The 20,757-nt window shown below is 56.9% G+C and carries 20 protein-coding genes and 2 tRNA genes; 11 read left to right on the top strand and 11 right to left on the bottom strand.

What is annotated here, in order from left to right; all coding sequences use genetic code 11:
- The first annotated feature begins 21 nt into the window (after positions 1–21).
- From mtlD to trmL, 8 genes are all read left to right on the top strand, one after another.
- Positions 22–1,170 (top strand): mannitol-1-phosphate 5-dehydrogenase, encoded by a 1,149-nt coding sequence (gene mtlD / locus ACTJJA_RS23005; protein ID WP_440669281.1) that lies wholly within the window; start codon positions 22–24, stop codon positions 1,168–1,170.
- Positions 1,167–1,757, top strand: coding sequence for a mannitol operon repressor MtlR (mtlR, locus tag ACTJJA_RS23000; RefSeq protein WP_440669280.1), 591 nt, complete (start codon positions 1,167–1,169; stop codon positions 1,755–1,757). The genes mtlD and mtlR overlap by 4 nt, the downstream gene beginning before the upstream one ends.
- A gap of 57 nt (positions 1,758–1,814) precedes the next feature.
- The gene (locus ACTJJA_RS22995; protein ID WP_010436679.1) at positions 1,815–2,177 is read left to right on the top strand and encodes a YibL family ribosome-associated protein; all 363 of its coding nucleotides are present in this window, start codon (positions 1,815–1,817) and stop codon (positions 2,175–2,177) included.
- A 279-nt stretch (positions 2,178–2,456) separates the two neighbouring features.
- A complete protein-coding gene (lldP, locus tag ACTJJA_RS22990) occupies positions 2,457–4,112 on the top strand; it encodes an L-lactate permease (protein ID WP_010436678.1) in 1,656 nt (551 codons plus the stop codon).
- On the top strand, positions 4,109–4,882 hold the full coding sequence (gene lldR, locus ACTJJA_RS22985) for a transcriptional regulator LldR (RefSeq protein ID WP_010436677.1): 774 nt from the start codon (positions 4,109–4,111) through the stop codon (positions 4,880–4,882). The genes lldP and lldR overlap by 4 nt, the downstream gene beginning before the upstream one ends.
- A complete protein-coding gene (gene lldD, locus ACTJJA_RS22980) occupies positions 4,879–6,066 on the top strand; it encodes an FMN-dependent L-lactate dehydrogenase LldD (RefSeq protein ID WP_440669279.1) in 1,188 nt (395 codons plus the stop codon). Before lldR ends, lldD begins: the two co-directional genes overlap by 4 nt.
- A gap of 180 nt (positions 6,067–6,246) precedes the next feature.
- A complete protein-coding gene (locus tag ACTJJA_RS22975) occupies positions 6,247–7,587 on the top strand; it encodes an MFS transporter (RefSeq protein ID WP_440669278.1) in 1,341 nt (446 codons plus the stop codon).
- Between the two features lie 45 nt (positions 7,588–7,632).
- Positions 7,633–8,106, top strand: a complete 474-nt coding sequence (gene trmL, locus ACTJJA_RS22970) for a tRNA (uridine(34)/cytosine(34)/5-carboxymethylaminomethyluridine(34)-2'-O)-methyltransferase TrmL (RefSeq protein WP_440669277.1) — start codon at positions 7,633–7,635, stop codon at positions 8,104–8,106.
- A 37-nt stretch (positions 8,107–8,143) separates the two neighbouring features.
- Here trmL and ilvC read toward each other — a convergent pair whose 3' ends face one another.
- Positions 8,144–9,619 (bottom strand): ketol-acid reductoisomerase, encoded by a 1,476-nt coding sequence (gene ilvC, locus ACTJJA_RS22965; RefSeq protein WP_440669276.1) that lies wholly within the window; start codon positions 9,617–9,619, stop codon positions 8,144–8,146.
- A gap of 152 nt (positions 9,620–9,771) precedes the next feature.
- Here ilvC and ilvY point away from each other — a divergent pair, with 152 nt between their 5' ends.
- A complete protein-coding gene (ilvY, locus tag ACTJJA_RS22960) occupies positions 9,772–10,662 on the top strand; it encodes an HTH-type transcriptional activator IlvY (protein ID WP_010436673.1) in 891 nt (296 codons plus the stop codon).
- 45 nt (positions 10,663–10,707) lie between these two features.
- On the opposite strand, the gene ilvA is transcribed toward ilvY, so the two are convergent.
- The 7 genes from ilvA to ilvL form a co-directional block, all read right to left on the bottom strand.
- Entirely contained in the window at positions 10,708–12,252 is a 1,545-nt protein-coding gene (gene ilvA / locus ACTJJA_RS22955; protein ID WP_010436672.1) for a threonine ammonia-lyase, biosynthetic, read from the bottom strand.
- A gap of 2 nt (positions 12,253–12,254) precedes the next feature.
- The gene (gene ilvD / locus ACTJJA_RS22950; protein WP_421511229.1) at positions 12,255–14,105 is read right to left on the bottom strand and encodes a dihydroxy-acid dehydratase; all 1,851 of its coding nucleotides are present in this window, start codon (positions 14,103–14,105) and stop codon (positions 12,255–12,257) included.
- A gap of 60 nt (positions 14,106–14,165) precedes the next feature.
- Positions 14,166–15,095: a branched-chain-amino-acid transaminase gene (ilvE, locus tag ACTJJA_RS22945; protein ID WP_014885677.1), complete on the bottom strand. Its 930-nt coding sequence runs from the start codon at positions 15,093–15,095 to the stop codon at positions 14,166–14,168.
- Between the two features lie 18 nt (positions 15,096–15,113).
- Entirely contained in the window at positions 15,114–15,377 is a 264-nt protein-coding gene (ilvM, locus tag ACTJJA_RS22940) for an acetolactate synthase 2 small subunit (RefSeq protein ID WP_006179206.1), read from the bottom strand.
- Positions 15,374–17,020, bottom strand: coding sequence for an acetolactate synthase 2 catalytic subunit (gene ilvG, locus ACTJJA_RS22935; RefSeq protein WP_440669275.1), 1,647 nt, complete (start codon positions 17,018–17,020; stop codon positions 15,374–15,376). Before ilvG ends, ilvM begins: the two co-directional genes overlap by 4 nt.
- A 2-nt stretch (positions 17,021–17,022) precedes the next feature.
- The gene (gene ilvX / locus ACTJJA_RS22930; RefSeq protein WP_166792073.1) at positions 17,023–17,073 is read right to left on the bottom strand and encodes a peptide IlvX; all 51 of its coding nucleotides are present in this window, start codon (positions 17,071–17,073) and stop codon (positions 17,023–17,025) included.
- 86 nt (positions 17,074–17,159) lie between these two features.
- Positions 17,160–17,258 (bottom strand): ilv operon leader peptide, encoded by a 99-nt coding sequence (gene ilvL, locus ACTJJA_RS22925; RefSeq protein WP_001311244.1) that lies wholly within the window; start codon positions 17,256–17,258, stop codon positions 17,160–17,162.
- A 342-nt stretch (positions 17,259–17,600) separates the two neighbouring features.
- Here ilvL and ACTJJA_RS22920 point away from each other — a divergent pair, with 342 nt between their 5' ends.
- Complete coding sequence (locus ACTJJA_RS22920; protein WP_440669274.1) at positions 17,601–19,121, top strand: YifB family Mg chelatase-like AAA ATPase; 1,521 nt, start codon at positions 17,601–17,603, stop codon at positions 19,119–19,121.
- A gap of 29 nt (positions 19,122–19,150) precedes the next feature.
- On the opposite strand, the gene ACTJJA_RS22915 is transcribed toward ACTJJA_RS22920, so the two are convergent.
- Complete coding sequence (locus tag ACTJJA_RS22915) at positions 19,151–19,489, bottom strand: DUF413 domain-containing protein (RefSeq protein ID WP_008501577.1); 339 nt, start codon at positions 19,487–19,489, stop codon at positions 19,151–19,153.
- A gap of 118 nt (positions 19,490–19,607) precedes the next feature.
- On the opposite strand from ACTJJA_RS22915, the gene hdfR reads away from it, so the two are divergent.
- Positions 19,608–20,429, top strand: coding sequence for an HTH-type transcriptional regulator HdfR (gene hdfR, locus ACTJJA_RS22910; protein WP_182402035.1), 822 nt, complete (start codon positions 19,608–19,610; stop codon positions 20,427–20,429).
- Positions 20,430–20,526: 97 nt separating this feature from the next.
- On the opposite strand, the gene ACTJJA_RS22905 is transcribed toward hdfR, so the two are convergent.
- A tRNA-Trp gene (locus tag ACTJJA_RS22905) sits at positions 20,527–20,602 on the bottom strand.
- 53 nt (positions 20,603–20,655) lie between these two features.
- Positions 20,656–20,732, bottom strand: a tRNA-Asp gene (locus ACTJJA_RS22900).
- Between the last annotated feature and the right edge of the window lie 25 nt (positions 20,733–20,757).

Raw genomic sequence — 20,757 nt, 5'->3', positions numbered from 1 at the left:
ACATTAATGAAGGTTAATACTATGAAAGCATTACATTTTGGCGCAGGTAACATTGGCCGTGGTTTTATCGGCAAACTGCTGGCAGACGCGGGCATTACGCTGACGTTTGCCGATGTGAATCAGGTGGTCCTGGATGCCCTGAATGCCCGTCATAGCTATCAGGTCCGCGTAGTGGGTGAAAACGAGCAGGTTGAAACCGTGTCGGGCGTGAATGCGGTAAGCAGCATTGGCGACGACGTTATCGACCTGATTGCCAGCGTTGATCTGGTCACCACGGCGGTAGGTCCGGTGGTGCTTGAGCGTATCGCGCCTGCGGTGGCAAAAGGTCTTGCGAAACGTAAAGCACAGGGCAACGACGCTCCGCTGAACATCATCGCCTGCGAAAACATGGTGCGCGGCACCACGCAGCTGAAAGGCCACGTTCTGGCGGCTGTCGCTGACGAAGACAAAGCATGGGTTGAAACGCACGTCGGCTTTGTCGACTCCGCCGTTGACCGTATCGTACCGCCATCAGAATCTGCAACCAACGACCCGCTGGAAGTGACTGTTGAAACCTTCAGCGAGTGGATCGTCGATAAAACCCAGTTTAAAGGCACCCTGCCTACCATCCCGGGGATGGAATTAACTGATAACCTGATGGCATTTGTCGAACGTAAACTCTTCACGCTGAACACGGGTCATGCTATAACCGCGTACCTCGGAAAATTGGCCGGTCATCAGACCATTCGTGACGCGATCCTCGATGAGAAGATCCGCGCGGTGGTGAAAGGGGCAATGGAAGAGAGCGGCGCGGTGCTGATCAAACGCTACGGTTTTGATGCTGATAAACACGCAGCATACATCCAGAAAATTCTCGGTCGTTTTGAAAACCCGTATCTGAAAGATGACGTTGAGCGCGTGGGTCGTCAGCCGCTGCGTAAACTGAGCGCGGGCGATCGCCTGATTAAGCCGCTGCTGGGCACGCTGGAATACGGTCTGCCGCACGCCAACCTGGTGAAAGGGATCGCGGCCGCAATGCACTACCGCAGCGAGCAGGATCCGCAGGCGATTGAGCTGGCTCAGCTGATTGATGACAACGGCGCGCAGGCTGCGCTGGCGCAGATTTCCGGTCTGGACGCCAACAGCGACGTGGTGGCGGAGGCGGTAAGCGCATATAACGCAACCAAATGATACAGAGTCCGGCGCAGGTTAACCTGCGCCCGAATAACAGATTGTCAGATATGCAGGCAATAATGGAACAAACCCAGGCCTTTGAAAACCGTGTGCTTGAGCGTCTGAATGCTGGCAAAACCGTACGAAGTTTCCTGATTGCCGCCGTCGAGCTGTTAACTGAGGCGGTCAATATCCTGGTGCTTCAGGTGTTTCGCAAAGACGACTACGCGGTAAAATATGCTGTAGAACCGTTACTGGACGGAGACGGACCGCTGGGCGATCTTTCAGTGCGTCTGAAGCTGATTTACGGCCTTGGCGTGCTAAGCAGGCCAGAGTATGAAGACGCTGAATTGCTGATGGCATTACGCGAAGAGTTAAATCATGACGGTAATGAGTACACCTTTACTGATGATGAAATTCTTGGGCCTTTCGGCGAATTACACTGCGTCACCGCATTGCCCCCTGCACCCCATTTTGATAACAGCGACCCTGAGCTGTACGCGATGCAAAAGCTGCGTTATCAACAGGTTGTCCGTTCCACCATGGTCCTTTCCCTGACTGAGCTGATTTCCCGAATCAGCTTAAAAAAAGCGTTTCAGAAGTAAGCCTGCGCACATTGGTGTATCCTTCCTGTAAATTCCCCCGATTTAGAGTCATTTGTCATGAAAGAAGTCGAAAAGAACGAAATTAAACGCCTGAGCGACCGTCTGGATCTCATCCGTCACCAGATGGCTGGCCTCTCCCTGGTGGATTCCGCTGAGAAGTACGCCGAGCTGGAGAAAGAAGCTGCCACGCTGGAAACAGAAATCGAGCGTCTGCGCGAAGTGAAGGGCCAGAAGCTGAGCAAAGAAGCGCAAAAGCTGATGAACATGCCACACCGCCGTGCGATCACCAAAAAAGAGCAGGCCGACATGGGCAAGCTGAAAAAAAGCGTCCGTGGCCTGGTGGTGGTGCACCCGATGACCGAGCTTGGCCGCGAAATGGGCCTGAAAGAGATGACGGGCTTTTGTAAGACCGCGTTCTGATAATTCTCCCTCTCCCTGTGGGAGAGGGCCGGGGTGAGGGCATCAGATCCCACCCCGCTTCAAATTGGCCCAACCAATTCCCCTTTTCTTCCTTCCCTGGTTCACAATTCCATTATTTTCGCTCACAAACCCATTGCCCACCCATAACATTTGGTTAACCATTCATTGTCATTAACCCTACAACACAACATTGGCAGGACCACTTTTACACAGATTGTGACGCAGAGATGAGCGGAGACTCACCCGCAACGCTAACTGTGTGGTCCCCAGGAGACCTGCATGAGCCTCTGGCAACAAAACTACGATCCGGCCGGGAATATCTGGCTGTCGAGCCTGATCGCATCGCTTCCGATTCTGTTCTTCTTCTTTGCGCTGATTAAGCTCAAGCTGAAGGGCTACCTCGCCGCGACGTATACCGTTGCCATCGCCCTGATGGTGGCGTTGTTCTTCTACAAAATGCCGGTCGATCGCGCGCTGGCCTCCGTCGTCTATGGCTTCTTCTACGGACTCTGGCCGATTGCGTGGATCATCATCGCCGCCGTTTTTGTCTACAAAATCTCGGTAAAAACCGGGCAGTTCGACATCATTCGCTCGTCTATTCTCTCCATCACGCCGGACCAGCGTTTGCAGATGCTGATCGTCGGCTTCTCCTTCGGAGCGTTTCTGGAAGGGGCAGCAGGATTTGGCGCACCGGTGGCGATCACCGCGGCGCTGCTGGTGGGTCTGGGCTTTAACCCGCTGTATGCCGCGGGCCTGTGCCTGATTGTGAATACCGCGCCGGTAGCCTTCGGCGCGATGGGGATCCCGATTCTGGTGGCCGGACAGGTGACCGGGCTGGACAGCTTTGAGATCGGCCAGATGGTGGGCCGCCAGTTGCCGTTCCTGACCATCATCGTGCTGTTCTGGATCATGGCGATTATGGACGGCTGGCGCGGCGTGAAAGAGACCTGGCCCGCGGTGATGGTGGCGGGCGGTTCGTTCGCGATTGCCCAGTATCTCAGTTCCAACTTCCTCGGCCCTGAACTGCCAGACATTATCTCTTCCCTGGTGTCGCTGGTCTGTCTGACGCTGTTCCTGAAACGCTGGCAGCCGGTGCGCATCTTCCGCTTTGCCGATATGGGTGCCTCACATGTGGACCAGACTTTGGCCCGCACGGGCTATACGGCCGGGCAGATCGTCCGCGCCTGGTCACCGTTTCTGTTCCTGACCGCCACCGTGACGCTGTGGAGCGTTCCACCGTTTAAAGCGCTGTTCGCTCCTGGCGGCGCGCTGTACGACATGGTGATTAACATCTCCGTGCCGTTCCTCGACAAGATGGTCGCGCGTATGCCGCCGGTGGTGCACGACGCCACGCCGTACGCTGCGGTGTTCAAATTTGACTGGTTCTCCGCTACCGGCACGGCCATTCTGTTTGCCGCTATCCTTTCCGTGGTGTGGCTGCGCATGAAGCCTGCCGCCGCAGTGCAGACCTTTGCGGCAACGATTAAAGAGCTGATGCTGCCGATCTACTCCATCGGCATGGTGCTGGCGTTCGCGTTTATCTCGAACTACTCCGGCCTGTCTTCGACGCTGGCGTTAGCCCTGGCGCATACCGGCCACGCGTTTACCTTCTTCTCGCCGTTCCTCGGCTGGCTGGGCGTGTTCCTGACCGGTTCAGATACCTCATCAAACGCCCTGTTTGCCGCCCTGCAGGCGACGGCAGCGCAGCAGATTGGCGTGTCGGACGTGCTGCTGGTCGCCGCTAACACCACCGGCGGCGTGACCGGGAAGATGATTTCCCCGCAGTCCATCGCCATTGCCTGTGCCGCGGTGGGACTGGTGGGTAAAGAGTCGGATCTGTTCCGCTTTACCGTTAAACACAGCCTGATATTTACCTGCATGGTGGGCGTTATTACCACGCTGCAGGCCTATGTCTTAACCTGGATGATTCCATGATAGTGATGCCCAGACGCCTCTCCGACGAGATTGCCACTCGCGTGCGGGCGCTGATTGAAGAACAACATCTGGAAGCGGGCATGAAATTGCCCGCCGAACGCCAGCTTGCCGCCCAGCTTGGCGTGTCGCGCAATTCACTGCGCGAGGCGCTGGCGACGCTGGTTAACGAAGGGGTGCTGCTGAGCCGTCGCGGCGGCGGTACTTTCGTGCGCTGGCAGCATGATGACTGGTCCGAGCAAAATATCGTCCAGCCGCTGAAAACGCTGATGGAAAACGACCCGGACTACAGCTTTGACATCCTTGAAGCGCGTCACGCCATCGAAACCAGCACCGCGTGGCACGCGGCAATGCGGGCAACCGAGGCCGACAAAGAGAAGCTCAAAGCCTGTTTCGAAGCCACGCAAAGCAGCGATCCGGACATCGCCTCGCAGGCGGACGTGCGGTTTCACCTGGCGATTGCCGAGGCGTCGCACAACGTGGTTCTGCTGCAGACCATGCGCGGGTTCTTCGACCTGCTGCAGTCCTCCGTAAAGCAGAGCCGCCAGCGTATGTATCTGGTCCCGCCGGTTTTTGCTCAGCTAACCGAACAGCACGAGGCGGTGCTCAACGCCATTCTGGCGGGCGATGCCGAGGCCGCGCGCAAGGCGATGATGGCGCATCTCGGCTTCGTGCACACCACCATTAAACGATTCGATGAAGATCAGGCCCGACAGGCGCGCATTACCCGTCTGCCTGGCGACAACGATATTTCCAGGGAGAACAAAGCATGATTATTTCAGCAGCCAGTGACTATCGCGCCGCGGCGCAGCGCATTTTGCCCCCTTTCCTGTTCCACTACATCGACGGCGGGGCGTATGCCGAATACACCCTGCGCCGCAACGTGGAGGATCTGTCAGAAGTGGCCCTGCGCCAGCGCGTGCTGAAAAATATGTCTGACCTGAGCCTTGAGACAAGGCTATTCAACGAGACGCTTTCCATGCCGGTGGCGCTCGCGCCCGTAGGCCTGTGCGGTATGTACGCCCGTCGTGGCGAAGTGCTGGCCGCCGCCGCCGCGGATGCGAAAGGCATTCCGTTTACGCTTTCCACCGTGTCCGTCTGCCCGATTGAAGAGGTCGCCCCGACCATCAAGCGCCCGATGTGGTTCCAGCTGTACGTCCTGCGCGATCGCGGCTTTATGCGTAACGCGCTGGAGCGCGCGAAAGCGGCGGGTTGCTCCACGCTGGTGTTTACCGTCGATATGCCGACGCCTGGCGCGCGCTACCGTGATGCGCACTCCGGCATGAGCGGCCCAAACGCCGCGCTGCGCCGCTACTGGCAGGCCGTCACCCACCCGCAGTGGGCGTGGGATGTGGGTCTGAACGGACGTCCACACGATCTGGGAAATATTTCGACCTATCTCGGTAAACCAACCGGACTGGAAGATTACATCGGCTGGCTGGCAAATAACTTCGATCCGTCCATCTCGTGGAAAGACCTGGAGTGGATCCGCGAATTCTGGGACGGCCCGATGGTGATCAAAGGGATCCTCGATCCGGAAGATGCCCGCGACGCAGTGCGCTTCGGCGCGGACGGGATCGTGGTCTCTAACCACGGCGGACGCCAACTCGACGGCGTGCTCTCTTCTGCCCGCGCGCTGCCCGCCATCGCCGATGCGGTGAAAGGGGACATCGCGATTCTGGCCGACAGCGGCATTCGTAACGGGCTGGACGTGGTACGCATGATTGCACTGGGGGCAGACAGCGTGCTGCTGGGTCGTGCGTACCTTTACGCGCTGGCCACCAGCGGTCAGGCGGGCGTGGCGAACCTGCTGAACCTGATCGAGAAAGAGATGAAGGTGGCGATGACGCTGACCGGTGCGAAGACGATTAGCGAAATTAGCAAGGATTCGCTGGTGCAGGAACTCAGTAAACTGCCTGCTGCGCTGGCCCCGCTTTCTCAAGGAAACGCGGCCTGATCTTCTCCTGTTAACCTTTGTTTTTCATGCGTCCGATTTCCCCCTCGGGCGCTTTTTTTGTCGAAAATAACATCCAGTTAACATATTAGATAAGAAAATTTGACACAACCCGCCCCTCCGCAATTGTATAGACAAGCAAATACAAGAGCACAAAAACAACATCACTTCAGAGGGGATCGTATGACGTATTCAGGTCGGGTGGATATTCAGCAGGTGATCGATGAAAGTCGCTTTTCAGGGTTTCACTGGCTTCTGATTGTGCTGGGCTTTCTGGTTTTGGCGATCGATGGTTTCGATACCGCCGCGATGGGTTACATTGCACCGACGCTGTCGGCCGAATGGGGAATACATAAACAGGATCTGGGGCCGGTACTGAGTGCGGCGCTGCTGGGGCTGTCGCTGGGGGCGCTTATTGCTGGCCCGGTGTCCGACAAAGTGGGACGCAAACGCGTGCTGGTCTTTTCGTGTCTGTTCTTCGGCCTGGCGAGTCTGGGCACGGCCTGGGCACAAAGCCTGAATACCCTGACGCTATGGCGTTTTCTGACAGGCCTGGGGCTCGGTGCCGCGATGCCGAACGCCATCACGCTGATCTCCGAGTTTGCCCCTCAGCGCTGCCGCGCCATGGCCATTAATACCATGTACTGCGGCTTTCCTCTGGGTGCGGCAGGCGGCGGCGCGATCTCTTCCTGGCTTATTCCTCACCATGGCTGGCGAAGCGTGCTGCTGACCGGTGCGATTGCGCCGCTCATTTTAACGCTGCTGCTGGCGCTGCTTTTACCGGAGTCGGTGAAGTTTCTGGTGCAGCGCGGGAAAGACGTCATGCAGATTCGCCGCATCGCTAGCCGGTTCGCGCGCAGCACGCTGGATGGCGTCACGGGCTTTTTCCTCGCGGAAGAGAAGGTCGTCTCTAAGAAAGGGAGCGTAGCGCAGCTTTTCTCCCAACCCTGGTTACCCGGCACCCTGATGCTGTGGGTGACCTACTTTATGGGACTGGTTATTTACTACGTCCTGCTGAGCTGGATGCCGACGCTGATGCAGGGCATGGGCTATGCACTGGCGGAATCGGCCTGGCTCACCTCGCTGTTCACCTTCGGCGGTACCGCAGGTATTCTGCTTGCGGGCTGGATGATGGACCGCTGGGAAGCGCACAAGGTAGTCGCGGGCGGCTTCGTGCTGACAATGGGCCTCATTCTTTTGCTGGGCATTGAGCATAACCATATCGTTCTGTTTGGCGGGTTAATTTTCCTGATGGGCATCGCAATGAATGGCGCACAGTCCGGAATGCAAACCCTGGCGGCCACCTTTTATCCTACCGAGTGCCGCGCCACGGGTATCGCCTGGATGCAGGGGATCGGCCGCTTTGGCGGCGTGGCGGGAACCATGACCAGCGCCCAGCTTCTTTCTATGCAGTGGCAGGCAGACAGTATTTTAATGATCCTCAGCGTGCCCGCCCTGGTGGCCGCTGCGGCAACCTGCTACAAAATGCTGCGCTGCCGCGCGCAGGAAACCAGCGTCGCGTAGTCCCGCTCTTTTCTGCTATTCTGCCCCCGCAATTAAGGGGGCAGCATGCTTAACATCGTTTTATTCGAACCAGAAATTCCACCCAATACCGGCAACATCATCCGACTGTGCGCCAACACCGGTTTTCGCCTGCATATCATTGAGCCGATGGGCTTCACGTGGGACGACAAGCGCCTGCGTCGCGCGGGGCTGGATTACCATGAATTTACTGCCGTCGTTCGCCATCACGATTACGCCACGTTTCTGGAAGCCGAAAAACCGCAGCGCATGTTCGCCCTGACCACCAAAGGCACCCCAGCGCACAGCGCCGTTAGCTATCAGGCCGGGGATTATCTGATGTTTGGCCCGGAAACGCGCGGCCTGCCAGCCACCATTCTTGATGCCTTGCCAGCCGAGCAAAAAATTCGTATTCCTATGATGCCGGACAGCCGCAGCATGAATCTGTCGAATGCGGTGTCGGTGGTGGTGTATGAGGCGTGGCGCCAGCTGGGATACCCCGGCGCAGTACTGCGTAGCTGAAACATGTCGGGTGGCTTTCGCCACCCGATTCGTCGATTTAGCCTGCTACCGCGATACGCTTCATATCGGTCATGTAGCCGCGCAGTTTCTGGCCCACTTTCTCGATTTCGTGGCTGCGGATCGCGTCGTTTACGTCACGCAGCTGCGCGTTGTCAACCGCACCTTCTGGAATCGCTTTGCCCAGATCGCCTGCCTGCAGAGTGGTCATAAACTCTTTCAGCAGCGGTACGCAAGCGTAAGAGAACAGGTAGTTACCGTATTCTGCGGTATCAGAGATAACCACGTTCATTTCATACAGGCGCTTACGGGCGATGGTGTTCGCGATCAGCGGCAGCTCGTGCAGTGATTCATAGTACGCAGACTCTTCGATGATGCCGGAGTCCACCATGGTTTCGAATGCCAGCTCAACGCCTGCTTTCACCATCGCGATCATCAGTACGCCTTTATCGAAGTACTCCTGCTCGCTGATTTTGCCGTCGAACTGTGCAGCGTTTTCAAACGCGGTTTTACCGGTCTCTTCGCGCCAGGTCAGCAGGTTTTTATCGTCGTTCGCCCAGTCCGCCATCATGCCGGAAGAGAATTCGCCGGAGATGATGTCATCCATGTGTTTCTGGAACAGCGGTGCCATGATGGTTTTCAGCTGCTCAGACAGCGCGTAAGCACGCAGTTTTGCCGGGTTGGACAGACGGTCCATCATCAGCGTAATACCACCTTGCTTCAGCGCTTCGGTGATGGTTTCCCAGCCGAACTGAATCAGTTTTTCCGCGTAGGCCGGGTCGGTACCCTCTTCCACCAGCTTGTCGAAGCACAGCAGAGAACCGGCCTGCAGCATGCCGCACAGAATGGTCTGCTCGCCCATCAGGTCAGATTTCACTTCAGCAACGAAGGACGATTCCAGAACGCCCGCACGGTGGCCGCCAGTTGCCGCTGCCCATGCCTTGGCAATCGCCATGCCTTCGCCTTTCGGATCGTTTTCCGGGTGAACCGCGATCAGGGTCGGCACGCCGAAGCCACGTTTGTACTCTTCACGCACTTCGGTACCCGGGCACTTCGGTGCCACCATCACTACGGTGATGTCTTTACGGATCTGCTCGCCCACTTCAACGATGTTGAAGCCGTGGGAGTAACCCAGCGCCGCGCCGTCTTTCATCAGCGGCTGTACGGAACGCACAACGTCTGAGTGCTGCTTGTCTGGCGTCAGGTTAACCACCAGATCCGCCTGCGGGATCAGCTCTTCGTAGGTACCCACTTTGAAGCCGTTTTCGGTCGCTTTACGCCAGGAAGCACGCTTTTCGGCAATCGCTTCTTTACGCAGGGCGTAAGAGATATCCAGCCCGGAGTCACGCATGTTCAGGCCCTGGTTCAGACCCTGTGCGCCACAGCCGACGATGACCACTTTTTTACCCTGAAGGTAGCTCGCGCCATCGGCAAATTCGTCGCGCGCCATGAAGCGGCATTTGCCCAGCTGCGCCAGCTGCTGGCGCAAGTTCAGTGTATTAAAGTAGTTAGCCATGGGTGATACCTCGTGATGTTGTGTGTCTTATTGTTCGGTTCGCGTTTCAGCGAGAATGTACCCACATTACAACAGGAAATTTATTGCGGAAATTGATATATTCACAACGTCATGTTGCAGTTTTTGCAATGTAAAAAGAGGGAGTGGAATCGGTGGATTTACGCGATCTGAAAATGTTCCTGCACCTGGCGGAAAGCCGTCACTTTGGCCGCAGCGCCCGGGCGATGCACGTCAGCCCCTCCACGCTTTCGCGCCAGATCCAGCGCCTTGAGGAAGACCTCGGCCAGCCGCTGTTCGTGCGCGATAACCGCACCGTCACGCTGACGGAAGCCGGTGAAGAACTGCGCGTCTTTGCCCAGCAGACCTTGTTGCAGTACCAGCAGCTGCGACACACCATCGACCAGCAAGGGCCGTCGCTTTCCGGCGAGCTGCATATTTTCTGCTCCGTGACCGCCGCCTATAGCCATCTGCCGCCCATTCTCGACCGCTTCCGCGCGGCGCATCCGTCGGTCGAAATTAAGCTCACCACCGGCGATGCCGCCGACGCAATGGAAAAAGTGGTGACGGGCGAAGCAGATCTCGCCATTGCCGGGAAACCCGAAACCCTGCCGGGCGCGGTGGCGTTCTCCATGCTGGAAAATCTGGCGGTGGTGTTGATTGCCCCGGCGCTGCCCTGCCCGGTGCGTAATCAGGTGTCGGTGGAAAAACCGGACTGGTCCACGGTGCCGTTTATCATGGCCGATCAGGGCCCGGTTCGCCGCCGCATTGAGCTGTGGTTCCGTCGTCAGAAGATCAGCAACCCATCGATATACGCCACGGTCGGCGGCCATGAGGCAATGGTGTCGATGGTGGCGCTGGGCTGCGGCGTGGCGCTGCTGCCGGAAGTGGTGCTGGACAACAGCCCGGAGCCGGTGCGCAATCGCGTGATGATTTTAGAGCGCAGCGACGAGAAAACGCCGTTTGAGCTTGGCGTGTGCGCACAAAAAAAGCGGCTGCATGAGCCGCTTATTGATGCGTTCTGGAAGATATTGCCGAACCACTAAAGCCGGGTGGCGCTGCGCTTACCCAGCCTACACGCAGCTCAACCCTTAGCCCGCGAGGAAGAAGCGGAACGCCGGGTTGTGGGTTTCGTCATGGCACTCGTAGCCCAGCTCGTTCAACCGCGTTTCGAAATCCGGCTCGTGCTCGCCCAGTTCAAATGCCGCCAGCACGCGGCCGTAGTCGGTGCCGTGGCTGCGGTAGTGGAACAAAGAGATGTTCCAGTGTGTTCCAAGAGTATGCAGGAACTTGAGCAGCGCGCCCGGCGATTCCGGGAACTCAAAGCTGAACAGGCGTTCCTTGAGCGGCTTCGATGGACGCCCGCCGACCATGTAGCGCACGTGCAGCTTTGCCATCTCGTCGTCAGAGAGATCGACCACGCTGTAGCCTCCCTCATGCAGCAGGTTGAGGATCTCTTTGCGCTCCTCCACGCCGCGACTCAGACGCACGCCGACAAAAATGCAGGCGTCTTTTGCATCGGCAAAACGGTAGTTAAACTCCGTCACCGAACGGCCGCCCAGCAGCTGGCAGAACTTCAGGAAGCTGCCCTTCTCTTCCGGAATGGTCACCGCCAGCAGCGCCTCACGCTGTTCACCCAGCTCGCAGCGCTCGGAAACGTAGCGCAGGCCGTGGAAGTTCACGTTTGCACCAGACAGCACGTGCGCCAGACGCTCGCCGCGAATATTATGCTGCGCGATGTATTTTTTCATGCCCGCCAGCGCCAGCGCGCCGGAAGGTTCCGCCACCGCACGCACATCCTCGAACAGATCTTTCATCGCCGCGCAGATGGCGTCGCTATCGACGGTGATGATGTCGTCGAGATATTCCTGGCACAGGCGGAAGGTTTCATCCCCAATGCGCTTCACCGCCACGCCCTCGGCAAACAGCCCGACGCGCGGCAGGTCTACCGGATGACCCGCATCCAGCGCCGCCTTAAGGCAGGCAGAGTCTTCCGCTTCAACGGCGATGACTTTGATCTGCGGCATCAGCTGTTTGATCAGCACCGCGACGCCCGCCGCGAGGCCGCCACCGCCGACCGGCACAAACACGCGGTCGAGATGGGCATCCTGCTGCAGCAGTTCCAGCGCCAGCGTGCCCTGCCCGGCAATCACCATCGGGTGGTCGAACGGCGGCACCCAGGTGAAACCCTGCTGCTGCGCCAGCTCAATCGCTTTGGCTTTTGCTTCGTCGAAGTTAGCCCCGTGGAGCAGCACTTCACCACCGAAACCGCGGACCGCATCAACTTTGATGTCTGCGGTAGCGACCGGCATCACGATCAGCGCTTTCAGCCCCAGACGGGCAGACGAGAACGCCACGCCCTGGGCGTGGTTGCCCGCCGAGGCGGTAATCACGCCGCGCGCTTTCTGCTCGTCGGTCAGCCCGGCCATCATCGCGTAGGCGCCGCGCAGCTTGAAGCTGTGCACCGGCTGACGGTCTTCGCGCTTCACCAGAATGACATTGTCGAGGCGCGACGAGAGTTTTTCCATTTTCTGCAGGGGCGTGACCTGCACGGCTTCATAGACCGGCGCGCGTAGCACCGCTCTCAGATATTCCGCCCCCTCGGGAGCGGCGGATAAGGGTTGTGACTCGGCCATCATTAGCCCCCAAGTTTAGATTTATCGCGCACCGCGCCTTTATCTGCACTGGTGGCAAGGCTCGCATAGGCGCGCAGGGCGAAGGAGACTTCACGCTGGCGGTCTTTCGGCGTCCAGGCTTTGTCGCCGCGGGCTTCCTGCGCTTCACGACGGGCCGCAATTTCCCGATCGCTCAGCTTGAGCTGAATGCCGCGATTCGGAATGTCGATTTCGATAAGATCGCCGTCTTCGATGATCGCAATGTTGCCGCCGCTTGCCGCTTCCGGCGAAACGTGGCCGATAGAGAGGCCGGAGGTGCCGCCGGAGAAACGTCCGTCGGTGATCAGCGCGCAGGCTTTACCGAGGCCCATGGATTTCAGGAAGGTGGTTGGGTAGAGCATCTCCTGCATGCCCGGACCGCCTTTCGGCCCTTCGTAGCGAATGACGACCACGTCGCCTGCCACCACTTTACCGCCGAGGATAGCGTCTACTGCTTCATCCTGACTTTCGTACACTTTCGCCGGACCGGTAAATTTCAGGATGCTGTCGTCCACACCTGCGGTTTTCACGATGCAGCCGTTTTCCGCAAAGTTACCGTACAGCACGGCCAAACCGCCGTCTTTGCTGTAGGCGTGCTCCAGCGAGCGGATACAGCCTTCAGCGCGGTCATCATCCAGGGTGTCCCAGCGACAGTCCTGGGAGAACGCCTGGGTGGTGCGAATACCGGCAGGACCCGCGCGGAACATTTTTTTCACCGCGTCGTCTTTGGTCAGCATCACGTCGTACTGGTCCAGCGACTCCGGCAGCGTCAGGCCGAGCACGTTTTTCACTTCACGGTTCATCAGGCCCGCACGATCCAGCTCGCCCAGAATGCCCAGCACGCCGCCCGCGCGGTGTACGTCTTCCATATGATATTTCTGGGTACTCGGCGCGACTTTACACAGCTGCGGCACTTTACGGGACAGCTTGTCGATGTCGCTCATGGTGAAGTCGATTTCGGCTTCCTGCGCGGCGGCCAGCAGATGCAGAACGGTGTTGGTGGAACCGCCCATGGCGATATCCAGCGTCATGGCGTTTTCAAACGCGGCTTTGCTGGCGATGTTGCGCGGCAGCGCGCTGGCATCGTCCTGCTCGTAGTAGCGTTTAGTCAATTCAACGATGCGCTTACCGGCGTTAAGGAACAGCTGTTTGCGGTCGGCGTGGGTCGCCAGCAGCGAGCCGTTACCCGGCTGAGAAAGACCCAGCGCTTCGGTCAGGCAGTTCATGGAGTTGGCGGTAAACATACCGGAACAGGAGCCGCAGGTCGGACACGCGGAGCGCTCAACCTGGTCGCTCTGCTCGTCTGAGACTTTCGGGTCCGCACCCTGGATCATCGCATCGACCAGGTCGAGCTTGATGATTTTGTCGGAGAGCTTGGTTTTCCCCGCTTCCATTGGACCGCCGGAGACGAAGATCACCGGAATATTCAGGCGCAGGGAGGCCATCAGCATCCCCGGGGTGATTTTGTCGCAGTTGGAGATGCAGACCATCGCATCGGCGCAGTGGGCGTTAACCATGTACTCAACCGAGTCGGCGATCAGCTCACGCGACGGCAGTGAATAGAGCATGCCCCCGTGACCCATCGCGATACCGTCATCCACCGCAATGGTGTTGAACTCTTTCGCCACGCCGCCGGAGGCTTCGATTTGCTCGGCAACCAGCTTGCCGAGATCGCGCAGGTGCACGTGGCCCGGTACGAACTGGGTGAAGGAGTTCACCACGGCGATAATCGGCTTGCCGAAATCGGCGTCGGTCATTCCGGTGGCGCGCCACAGTGCGCGGGCACCCGCCATATTACGGCCGTGGGTGGTGGTGGCTGAACGATACTTAGGCATGCTTTATTTACTCCCGTCTGACTATTTAATGGGACGGTGCGTGCCGTCCCAAATTTATACTTAGTGATTAACCTGATCCAACCAGCCGTATTTATCTTCTGTTTCGCCGGTGAAGAGGCCAAAGAACGCTTGCTGAATACGTTTGGTGACCGGGCCACAGCGGCCTTCGCCCACCTGGATACCGTCTACGCTGCGCACTGGCGTGATTTCAGCCGCGGTACCGGACATGAACACTTCATCGGCCAGATACAGCGATTCGCGGGACAGCACCTGCTCGCGCACTTCGATACCCAGATCTTTCGCCAGCTTGATGATGGCGTCACGGGTGATGCCCGGCAGCGCGGACGAGGTGAACGGCGGCGTGAACAGGATGCCGTCTTTTACTTCAAACAGGTTTTCACCCGCGCCTTCAGAGATGTAGCCGTTCACGTCCAGGGCGATACCTTCCTGATAGCCGTGGCGGCGCGCTTCGCTACCGACCAGCAGGGAAGAAAGGTAGTTGCCGCCCGCTTTCGCGGCTGTCGGGATGGTGTTTGGCGCCACGCGGTTCCAGGAAGAGACCATTGCGTCGATCCCCTGCTCCAGGGCTTCAGCACCCAGGTAGGCACCCCATGGGAACGCGGCAATGATCACATCGGTGTTGTAACCGGCTGGCGGGTTCACGCCCATGCCGACGTCGCCCACGAAGACCAGCGGACGAATATAGGCGCTGGTCAGGTTGTTTTTACGGATCACTTCGCGACAGGCTTCCATCAGCTCATCAACGCTTTGAGAAACCGGGAAACGATAAATTTTGGCTGAGTCATGCAGACGCTGCATGTGTTCGCGATGGCGGAACACCACTGGTCCTTTGTGAGAGTCGTAGCAACGGATGCCTTCAAACACGGAGGTACCGTAGTGCAGCGCGTGGGACATCACGTGGACCTTCGCGTCCTCCCAGCGAACCATCTCACCGTTGAACCAAATGTAATCAGCTTTTTTTGTCGTCATTTTTTCGTCCTGTCACGCTTAAGCGCGGATTTGTTGTGATGTGGTTGTGCTCTGGCAGATGGCAACATGGGCAACGTCTACCAGTTTTGATAATTGGCTAAACAGTAAGTCGACCGACCGCGGGCTGGCAACGGTTAATTCGATACTGATGTTCTGGGCGTCTGTGGCCGTTTCCATATTCATAGAGCAAATCTGAAAACCACGATGACGCACCACGCGCAAAACGCGCTCTAAGGTTTCTGGGTTGAAGCGAGCCTGTACGGCGACCTGATGCTGCATCATGATAATTTCTCCATCATTTGTGAGTTACTGGCACCAGGCGGTACCAACGGCCAGACGTTCTCGAGTTCGTCGATTGAGACATGAAGCAGGTAAGGCCCATCGCTGTTCAGCATGGTGTCGAGCGCCGCTTCAACCTGATCTTTACGGGTGATGTGCTGGCCAGGGATGCCAAAGGCGCTGGCCAGGGTGAGGAAATCGGGGTTATCGGTGAGAGTCGTTTCGCTGTAACGCTCCTGGAAGAACAGCTGCTGCCACTGGCGAACCATCCCTAAACGCTGGTTGTCGAGCAAGACGATTTTCAGCGGCAACTGCTTACGCTTAACGGTGCCGAGCTCCTGAACGTTCATCATGAAGGAGCCGTCACCGGAGATACAGATAACGGTATCGTTCGGGCGGGCAACCTGCGCGCCAACGGCTGCTGGCAGACCGAAGCCCATCGTCCCTAACCCGCTGGAGGTGATGAAGTTTTCCGGGCGGGTGTAGGTCATGTGCTGCGCGGACCACATCTGGTGCTGGCCTACGTCAGTTGTGACGACGCTGTCAGCCGGTTTACGGTCGGACAGCTGCTTCAACAGCAGCGGCGCGTAGATGTCCTCACCGGGATGGTCGTAACGCCAGGCGTGCTCAGTGCGCATGTCTGCGGTGTGCTGACGCCACGCGTTGATATCCAGCGGCTGCTGCAGTGCCGGTAACAGCGCGTTGAGATCGCCCTGCAGCGCGACGTGCGCCTGACGCAGCTTGTTCATCTCCGCCGGGTCGATATCCATATGGATGACTTTGGCGTTCGGCGCAAAGGTATTCAGCTTGCCGGTGACGCGGTCGTCAAAACGGGCGCCTACGGCGATGAGCAGATCGCACTCCTGCACCGCCAGGTTTGCCGCTTTGGTGCCGTGCATCCCCAGCATGCCCAGATAGTATGGGTAGTTCGCGTCTACGGCACCCAGACCTTTCAACGTGCAGGTCGCTGGCATCTGCGTTGTTGCGATAAATTCGCGCAGGGCTGGAACGGCCTGTGCCATGCCGACGCCACCGCCGACGTACAGCATCGGCTGTTTCGCCTGCGCCAGCATCTGACGGGCCTCTTCAACTTCCGCATCCGGAAACGCATTGTCGCTTTCAACGGTAGAGAAGTGGGGTTCCAGATCGCCAGGTGCCACCTGGATATCTTTCGGGATATCGACCAGAACCGGACCAGGACGACCAGAATTCGCGACTTCAAATGCTTCAGCCATTACGCGCGGCAGCTCTTCCAGAGACTGGACGAGGAAGCTGTGTTTGGTGCAGGCCAGCGATAAACCAAGGACGTCGACTTCCTGGAAAGCATCGGTACCGATGAACGGAGACGCCACCTGCCCGGTGATGGCGACAACGGGAACGGAATCCAGCAGGGCATCCGCAAGACCGGTGATTAAGTTAGTTGCGCCTGGGCCTGAAGTGGCCATGCAGACACCGGTTTTGCCTGTGGCACGGGCGTAACCAATGGCCGCCATCGCTGCACCCTGCTCGTGTCGGCACAACAGGTGTTCCACGCCGCCGTCATACAGTGCATCGTAAATCGGCATAATTGCGCCACCCGGATAACCGAATACGGTTTCTACTCCCTGCGCGCGCAACGCATGTACAACCCATTGTGCCCCATTCATAGTTAGTTCCCCGTCATAAATCTGGAGAAACAGAATTTTGTGCTAGTCGTCATACTCTGCTCCTCGTTTACGTTTTTTAGTCATAAAAAAACCCCCGGACCTTTCGGTGCGGGGGTCTTAGTTCGTTAAGGCTTGATTTCTAAGCCTTTCCTCGTCCAAGTGCAGCCCCGCACGGTGGGATAATAATCACCACCACGCTAATCACGACCAGGCTAATCACTCGTAGAAGGGCTGTCATTTTCAGTTCTTTCTGCATCTTGTTCGAAGGAATACCTAAAGAGTTATCACAGAATTCAAAACAAACACAAGATTTATTTATGGCTCACTTGATTAGCCAGCAAATCATATTTCTTAAAATCGTTGTTTTATATGAGGAAAATAGAAAATGAATATTTTTCATTTTTTTCACGGCGGACTACAGCGTCAAAACGCGGTTTTTCACGTTCTGCGAGAAGGCTTCCATGATTATGCAATGGTATGAATACGGCGTGAAAATACCTGAACAGGTGCCTTAAATTCACAAAATGACGCTAAAAAGACAATACATGCGCTGACATAGTCACACCAGGAGGTAGTGCAAATGTCACTGTCAGTTGTTTATACGCGTGCGGCTCTCGGGGTGAAGGCACCGCTGATTTCCGTAGAGGTTCATTTGAGTAATGGGCTGCCGGGACTCACGCTTGTCGGGCTACCGGAAACGACGGTTAAAGAGGCGAGGGATCGCGTTCGCAGCGCAATAATAAATAGCGGTTATACCTTCCCCGCGAAGAAGATCACCATCAACCTTGCCCCCGCCGATCTACCCAAAGAGGGGGGACGATACGATTTACCTATCGCGATTGCGCTTCTCGCGGCTTCTGAGCAGCTTAATACAACCAGGCTAGGCTCGTACGAGTTCGTGGGCGAACTCGCGCTCACAGGCGCGTTAAGAGGCGTTCCCGGTGCAATATCCGGAGCGCTGGAGGCAATCCGTGCAGGGCGGCAAATCATTGTCGCCAATGAAAACGCATCAGAAGTGAGTCTTATTGCAGAAAAGGGATGCCTTATAGCGGGGCATCTTCAGGAAGTGTGTGCCTGGCTGGAAGGGCGACATGAGCTGTCCGAACCGGAAGAGTGTGACGATGAGGTAACGGATGTACCAGAGGATATCAGCGAGATCATGGGACAGGAGCAAGGGAAACGGGCGCTGGAGATCACGGCAGCGGGTGGACACAATCTTCTGCTGATTGGCCCACCGGGTACGGGTAAAACCATGCTGGCGAGCAGGTTGAGTGGGTTGCTCCCACCGCTTAATAATCATGAAGCGCTGGAAAGCGCCGCCATATATAGCCTGATCGGTTCTACGTCGCTGCAAAAACAGTGGCGCCGACGTCCTTTTCGTTCCCCGCATCATAGCGCTTCACTGACGGCAATGGTCGGCGGTGGGTCTATTCCGGGGCCGGGTGAGATCTCACTGGCGCACAATGGCATTCTGTTTCTCGATGAGCTGCCTGAATTTGAGCGCCGCGTGCTGGATGCACTGAGGGAACCCATTGAATCCGGCGAGATACATATCTCACGCACGCGTGCCAAACTAAGCTATCCCGCCAGGTTTCAGCTCGTCGCGGCGATGAACCCCAGCCCCACGGGACACTATCAGGGGAATCATAACCGCTGCACGCCAGAGCAGACGCTGCGCTATCTGGGAAAGCTGTCCGGCCCGTTCCTCGATCGTTTCGATTTATCACTGGAAATCCCGCTTCCACCGCCTGGCATACTCAGGCAGACGGGTATACAGAGTGAAAGCTCTGCGAATGTTCGCGAGCGGGTTATCGCGGCGCAGGCGCGACAGTATGCTCGTCAGAACAGACTGAATGCGCGGCTGGATAATGCCGGGATCCGACAGTTTTGTTCACTTAACGGTGAGGATGCGGGGTGGCTGGAAGAGACGTTGACGCGGTTTGGGCTGTCCATACGCGCGTGGCAGCGTCTGTTGAAAGTGGCCAGAACCATTGCTGACGTGGAGGGCTGTACTGACATTGAAAGGAAACATTTGCAGGAAGCGCTGAGCTATCGCGCTATCGACCGCTTGCTGCTGCATCTACAGAAGTTGCTGGCATAAAAAAGGGGCCGTAGCCCCTTCTCACCATCTTAGTCGTCAGACTCGGTGTAGTCTTCTGCACCTTCCATCTGCGGCTTACCGCCAGACAGCGTATGGAAGCGCTTTGGACGCTTAATGCGTGCCATATACTTGATCCATACACGTTCTGCTTCAGACTGCGGCTCACGCTCACCACGGCACACAGAAACAAACTGTTTTTCGTCTTCGGTAGCAGGTTCACGCTTACCCAGATCCAGCTCGTTAAAGGCATAACCATGGCGCTCAAGCAGTTGAGCTTCTTTGATGGTGAAATCGCCGTGACGAGAGAACCCGCGCGGATAATGTTTATTGTCGAAAAAACGATTAGTCGTCGTAAAGCTTTCCGCCATCCTACACGCTCCTAATTCTTTGGCCGAGCTATTTATGGCGCGGAGTATTAGTTACGCTTGACAGAGTGTAAAACAAAACATTTAAATCATAACGACAAATAATTTTGTGGAGAAAGATGTGGATACGGAATTGCTAAAAACTTTCCTTGAAGTGAGCAGAACGCGTCACTTCGGGCGAGCCGCTGAAGCCCTTTACCTGACGCAGTCAGCAGTCAGTTTTCGTATTCGACAGCTGGAAAATCAACTGGGTGTGAATCTTTTTACCCGCCATCGCAACAATATCCGCCTCACGCCTGCCGGTGAAAAACTGCTTCCGTATGCGGAGACATTGATGAACACCTGGCAAGCGGCGCGTAAAGAGGTTGCGCATACCTCAAGACACAATGAATTCTCAATTGGGGCCAGCGCATCCCTGTGGGAATGCATGCTCAGTCAATGGTTGAGTCGGTTGTATCATTCACACGGGCATCTGCAATTTGAGGCCAGAATTGCGCAACGTCAGTCGCTGGTTAAGCAACTCCATGAGCGCCAACTGGATCTTCTGATCACGACCGAAGCCCCCAAGATGGACGAATTTAGCAGCCAGATCGTAGGGCAGTTTGGTCTTGCGCTTTATGCTTCTGAGCCATCAATGATGAAAGCCGACCTGAATTATCTGCGTCTGGAATGGGGCCCGGATTTTCAGCAACATGAGTCTGGGTTGATTGCCAGCGATGATGTCCCCCAGTTAACAACAAGCTCTGCGGAGATTGCCTGCCAGCAGCTGCCTTTATTAAAGGGCTGCACCTGGCTACCTACTCGCTGGGCAGACAGCAGACCGGGTCTGCATACCGTCGCAGATTCCACGACGCTTTCCAGACCGTTATATGCTATTTGGCTGCAGAACAGCGATAAGCAGTCGCAGATTAAAGATCTTCTAAAAATCAATATCATGGACTAACGCAAAAAGCCTGCAGAGATGCAGGCTTCTTTATTAGAAGAGGTATTTGTCGTATTACAGGCAAAAAAAATCCTTTGCCGAAGCAAAGGATTCTATATGGCAGGGGCGGAGAGACTCGAACTCGCGACACCCGGTTTTGGAGACCGGTGCTCTACCAACTGAGCTACGCCCCTAAAGTTTCTTACCATCAAGCCTGCCTAAAAGGCAGGCTTGATGTCTTAATAAGTGGCGGAACGGACGGGACTCGAACCCGCGACCCCCTGCGTGACAGGCAGGTATTCTAACCGACTGAACTACCGCTCCACCGAAGACTGCTTGTAACCACCGG

The organism is Enterobacter sp. 22452 (assembly GCF_052045065.1).
Classification (GTDB): Bacteria; Pseudomonadota; Gammaproteobacteria; order Enterobacterales; family Enterobacteriaceae; genus Enterobacter; species Enterobacter mori.
Note: the sequence above shows the minus strand (reverse complement) of the source record. Positions and strands in the feature narration are given on the sequence as shown.

Bases quoted from the DNA above. Each gene is read 5' to 3' on its own strand.
- mtlD (WP_440669281.1), top strand. From the start codon at position 22: ATGAAAGCATTACATTTTGGCGCAGGTAACATTGGCCGTGGTTTTATC.
- mtlR (WP_440669280.1), top strand. From the start codon at position 1,167: ATGATACAGAGTCCGGCGCAGGTTAACCTGCGCCCGAATAACAGATTG.
- ACTJJA_RS22995 (WP_010436679.1), top strand. From the start codon at position 1,815: ATGAAAGAAGTCGAAAAGAACGAAATTAAACGCCTGAGCGACCGTCTG.
- lldP (WP_010436678.1), top strand. From the start codon at position 2,457: ATGAGCCTCTGGCAACAAAACTACGATCCGGCCGGGAATATCTGGCTG.
- lldR (WP_010436677.1), top strand. From the start codon at position 4,109: ATGATAGTGATGCCCAGACGCCTCTCCGACGAGATTGCCACTCGCGTG.
- lldD (WP_440669279.1), top strand. From the start codon at position 4,879: ATGATTATTTCAGCAGCCAGTGACTATCGCGCCGCGGCGCAGCGCATT.
- ACTJJA_RS22975 (WP_440669278.1), top strand. From the start codon at position 6,247: ATGACGTATTCAGGTCGGGTGGATATTCAGCAGGTGATCGATGAAAGT.
- trmL (WP_440669277.1), top strand. From the start codon at position 7,633: ATGCTTAACATCGTTTTATTCGAACCAGAAATTCCACCCAATACCGGC.
- ilvC (WP_440669276.1), bottom strand. From the start codon at position 9,619: ATGGCTAACTACTTTAATACACTGAACTTGCGCCAGCAGCTGGCGCAG.
- ilvA (WP_010436672.1), bottom strand. From the start codon at position 12,252: ATGGCCGAGTCACAACCCTTATCCGCCGCTCCCGAGGGGGCGGAATAT.
- ilvD (WP_421511229.1), bottom strand. From the start codon at position 14,105: ATGCCTAAGTATCGTTCAGCCACCACCACCCACGGCCGTAATATGGCG.
- ilvE (WP_014885677.1), bottom strand. From the start codon at position 15,095: ATGACGACAAAAAAAGCTGATTACATTTGGTTCAACGGTGAGATGGTT.
- ilvM (WP_006179206.1), bottom strand. From the start codon at position 15,377: ATGATGCAGCATCAGGTCGCCGTACAGGCTCGCTTCAACCCAGAAACC.
- ilvG (WP_440669275.1), bottom strand. From the start codon at position 17,020: ATGAATGGGGCACAATGGGTTGTACATGCGTTGCGCGCGCAGGGAGTA.
- ilvL (WP_001311244.1), bottom strand. From the start codon at position 17,258: ATGACAGCCCTTCTACGAGTGATTAGCCTGGTCGTGATTAGCGTGGTG.
- ACTJJA_RS22920 (WP_440669274.1), top strand. From the start codon at position 17,601: ATGTCACTGTCAGTTGTTTATACGCGTGCGGCTCTCGGGGTGAAGGCA.
- ACTJJA_RS22915 (WP_008501577.1), bottom strand. From the start codon at position 19,489: ATGGCGGAAAGCTTTACGACGACTAATCGTTTTTTCGACAATAAACAT.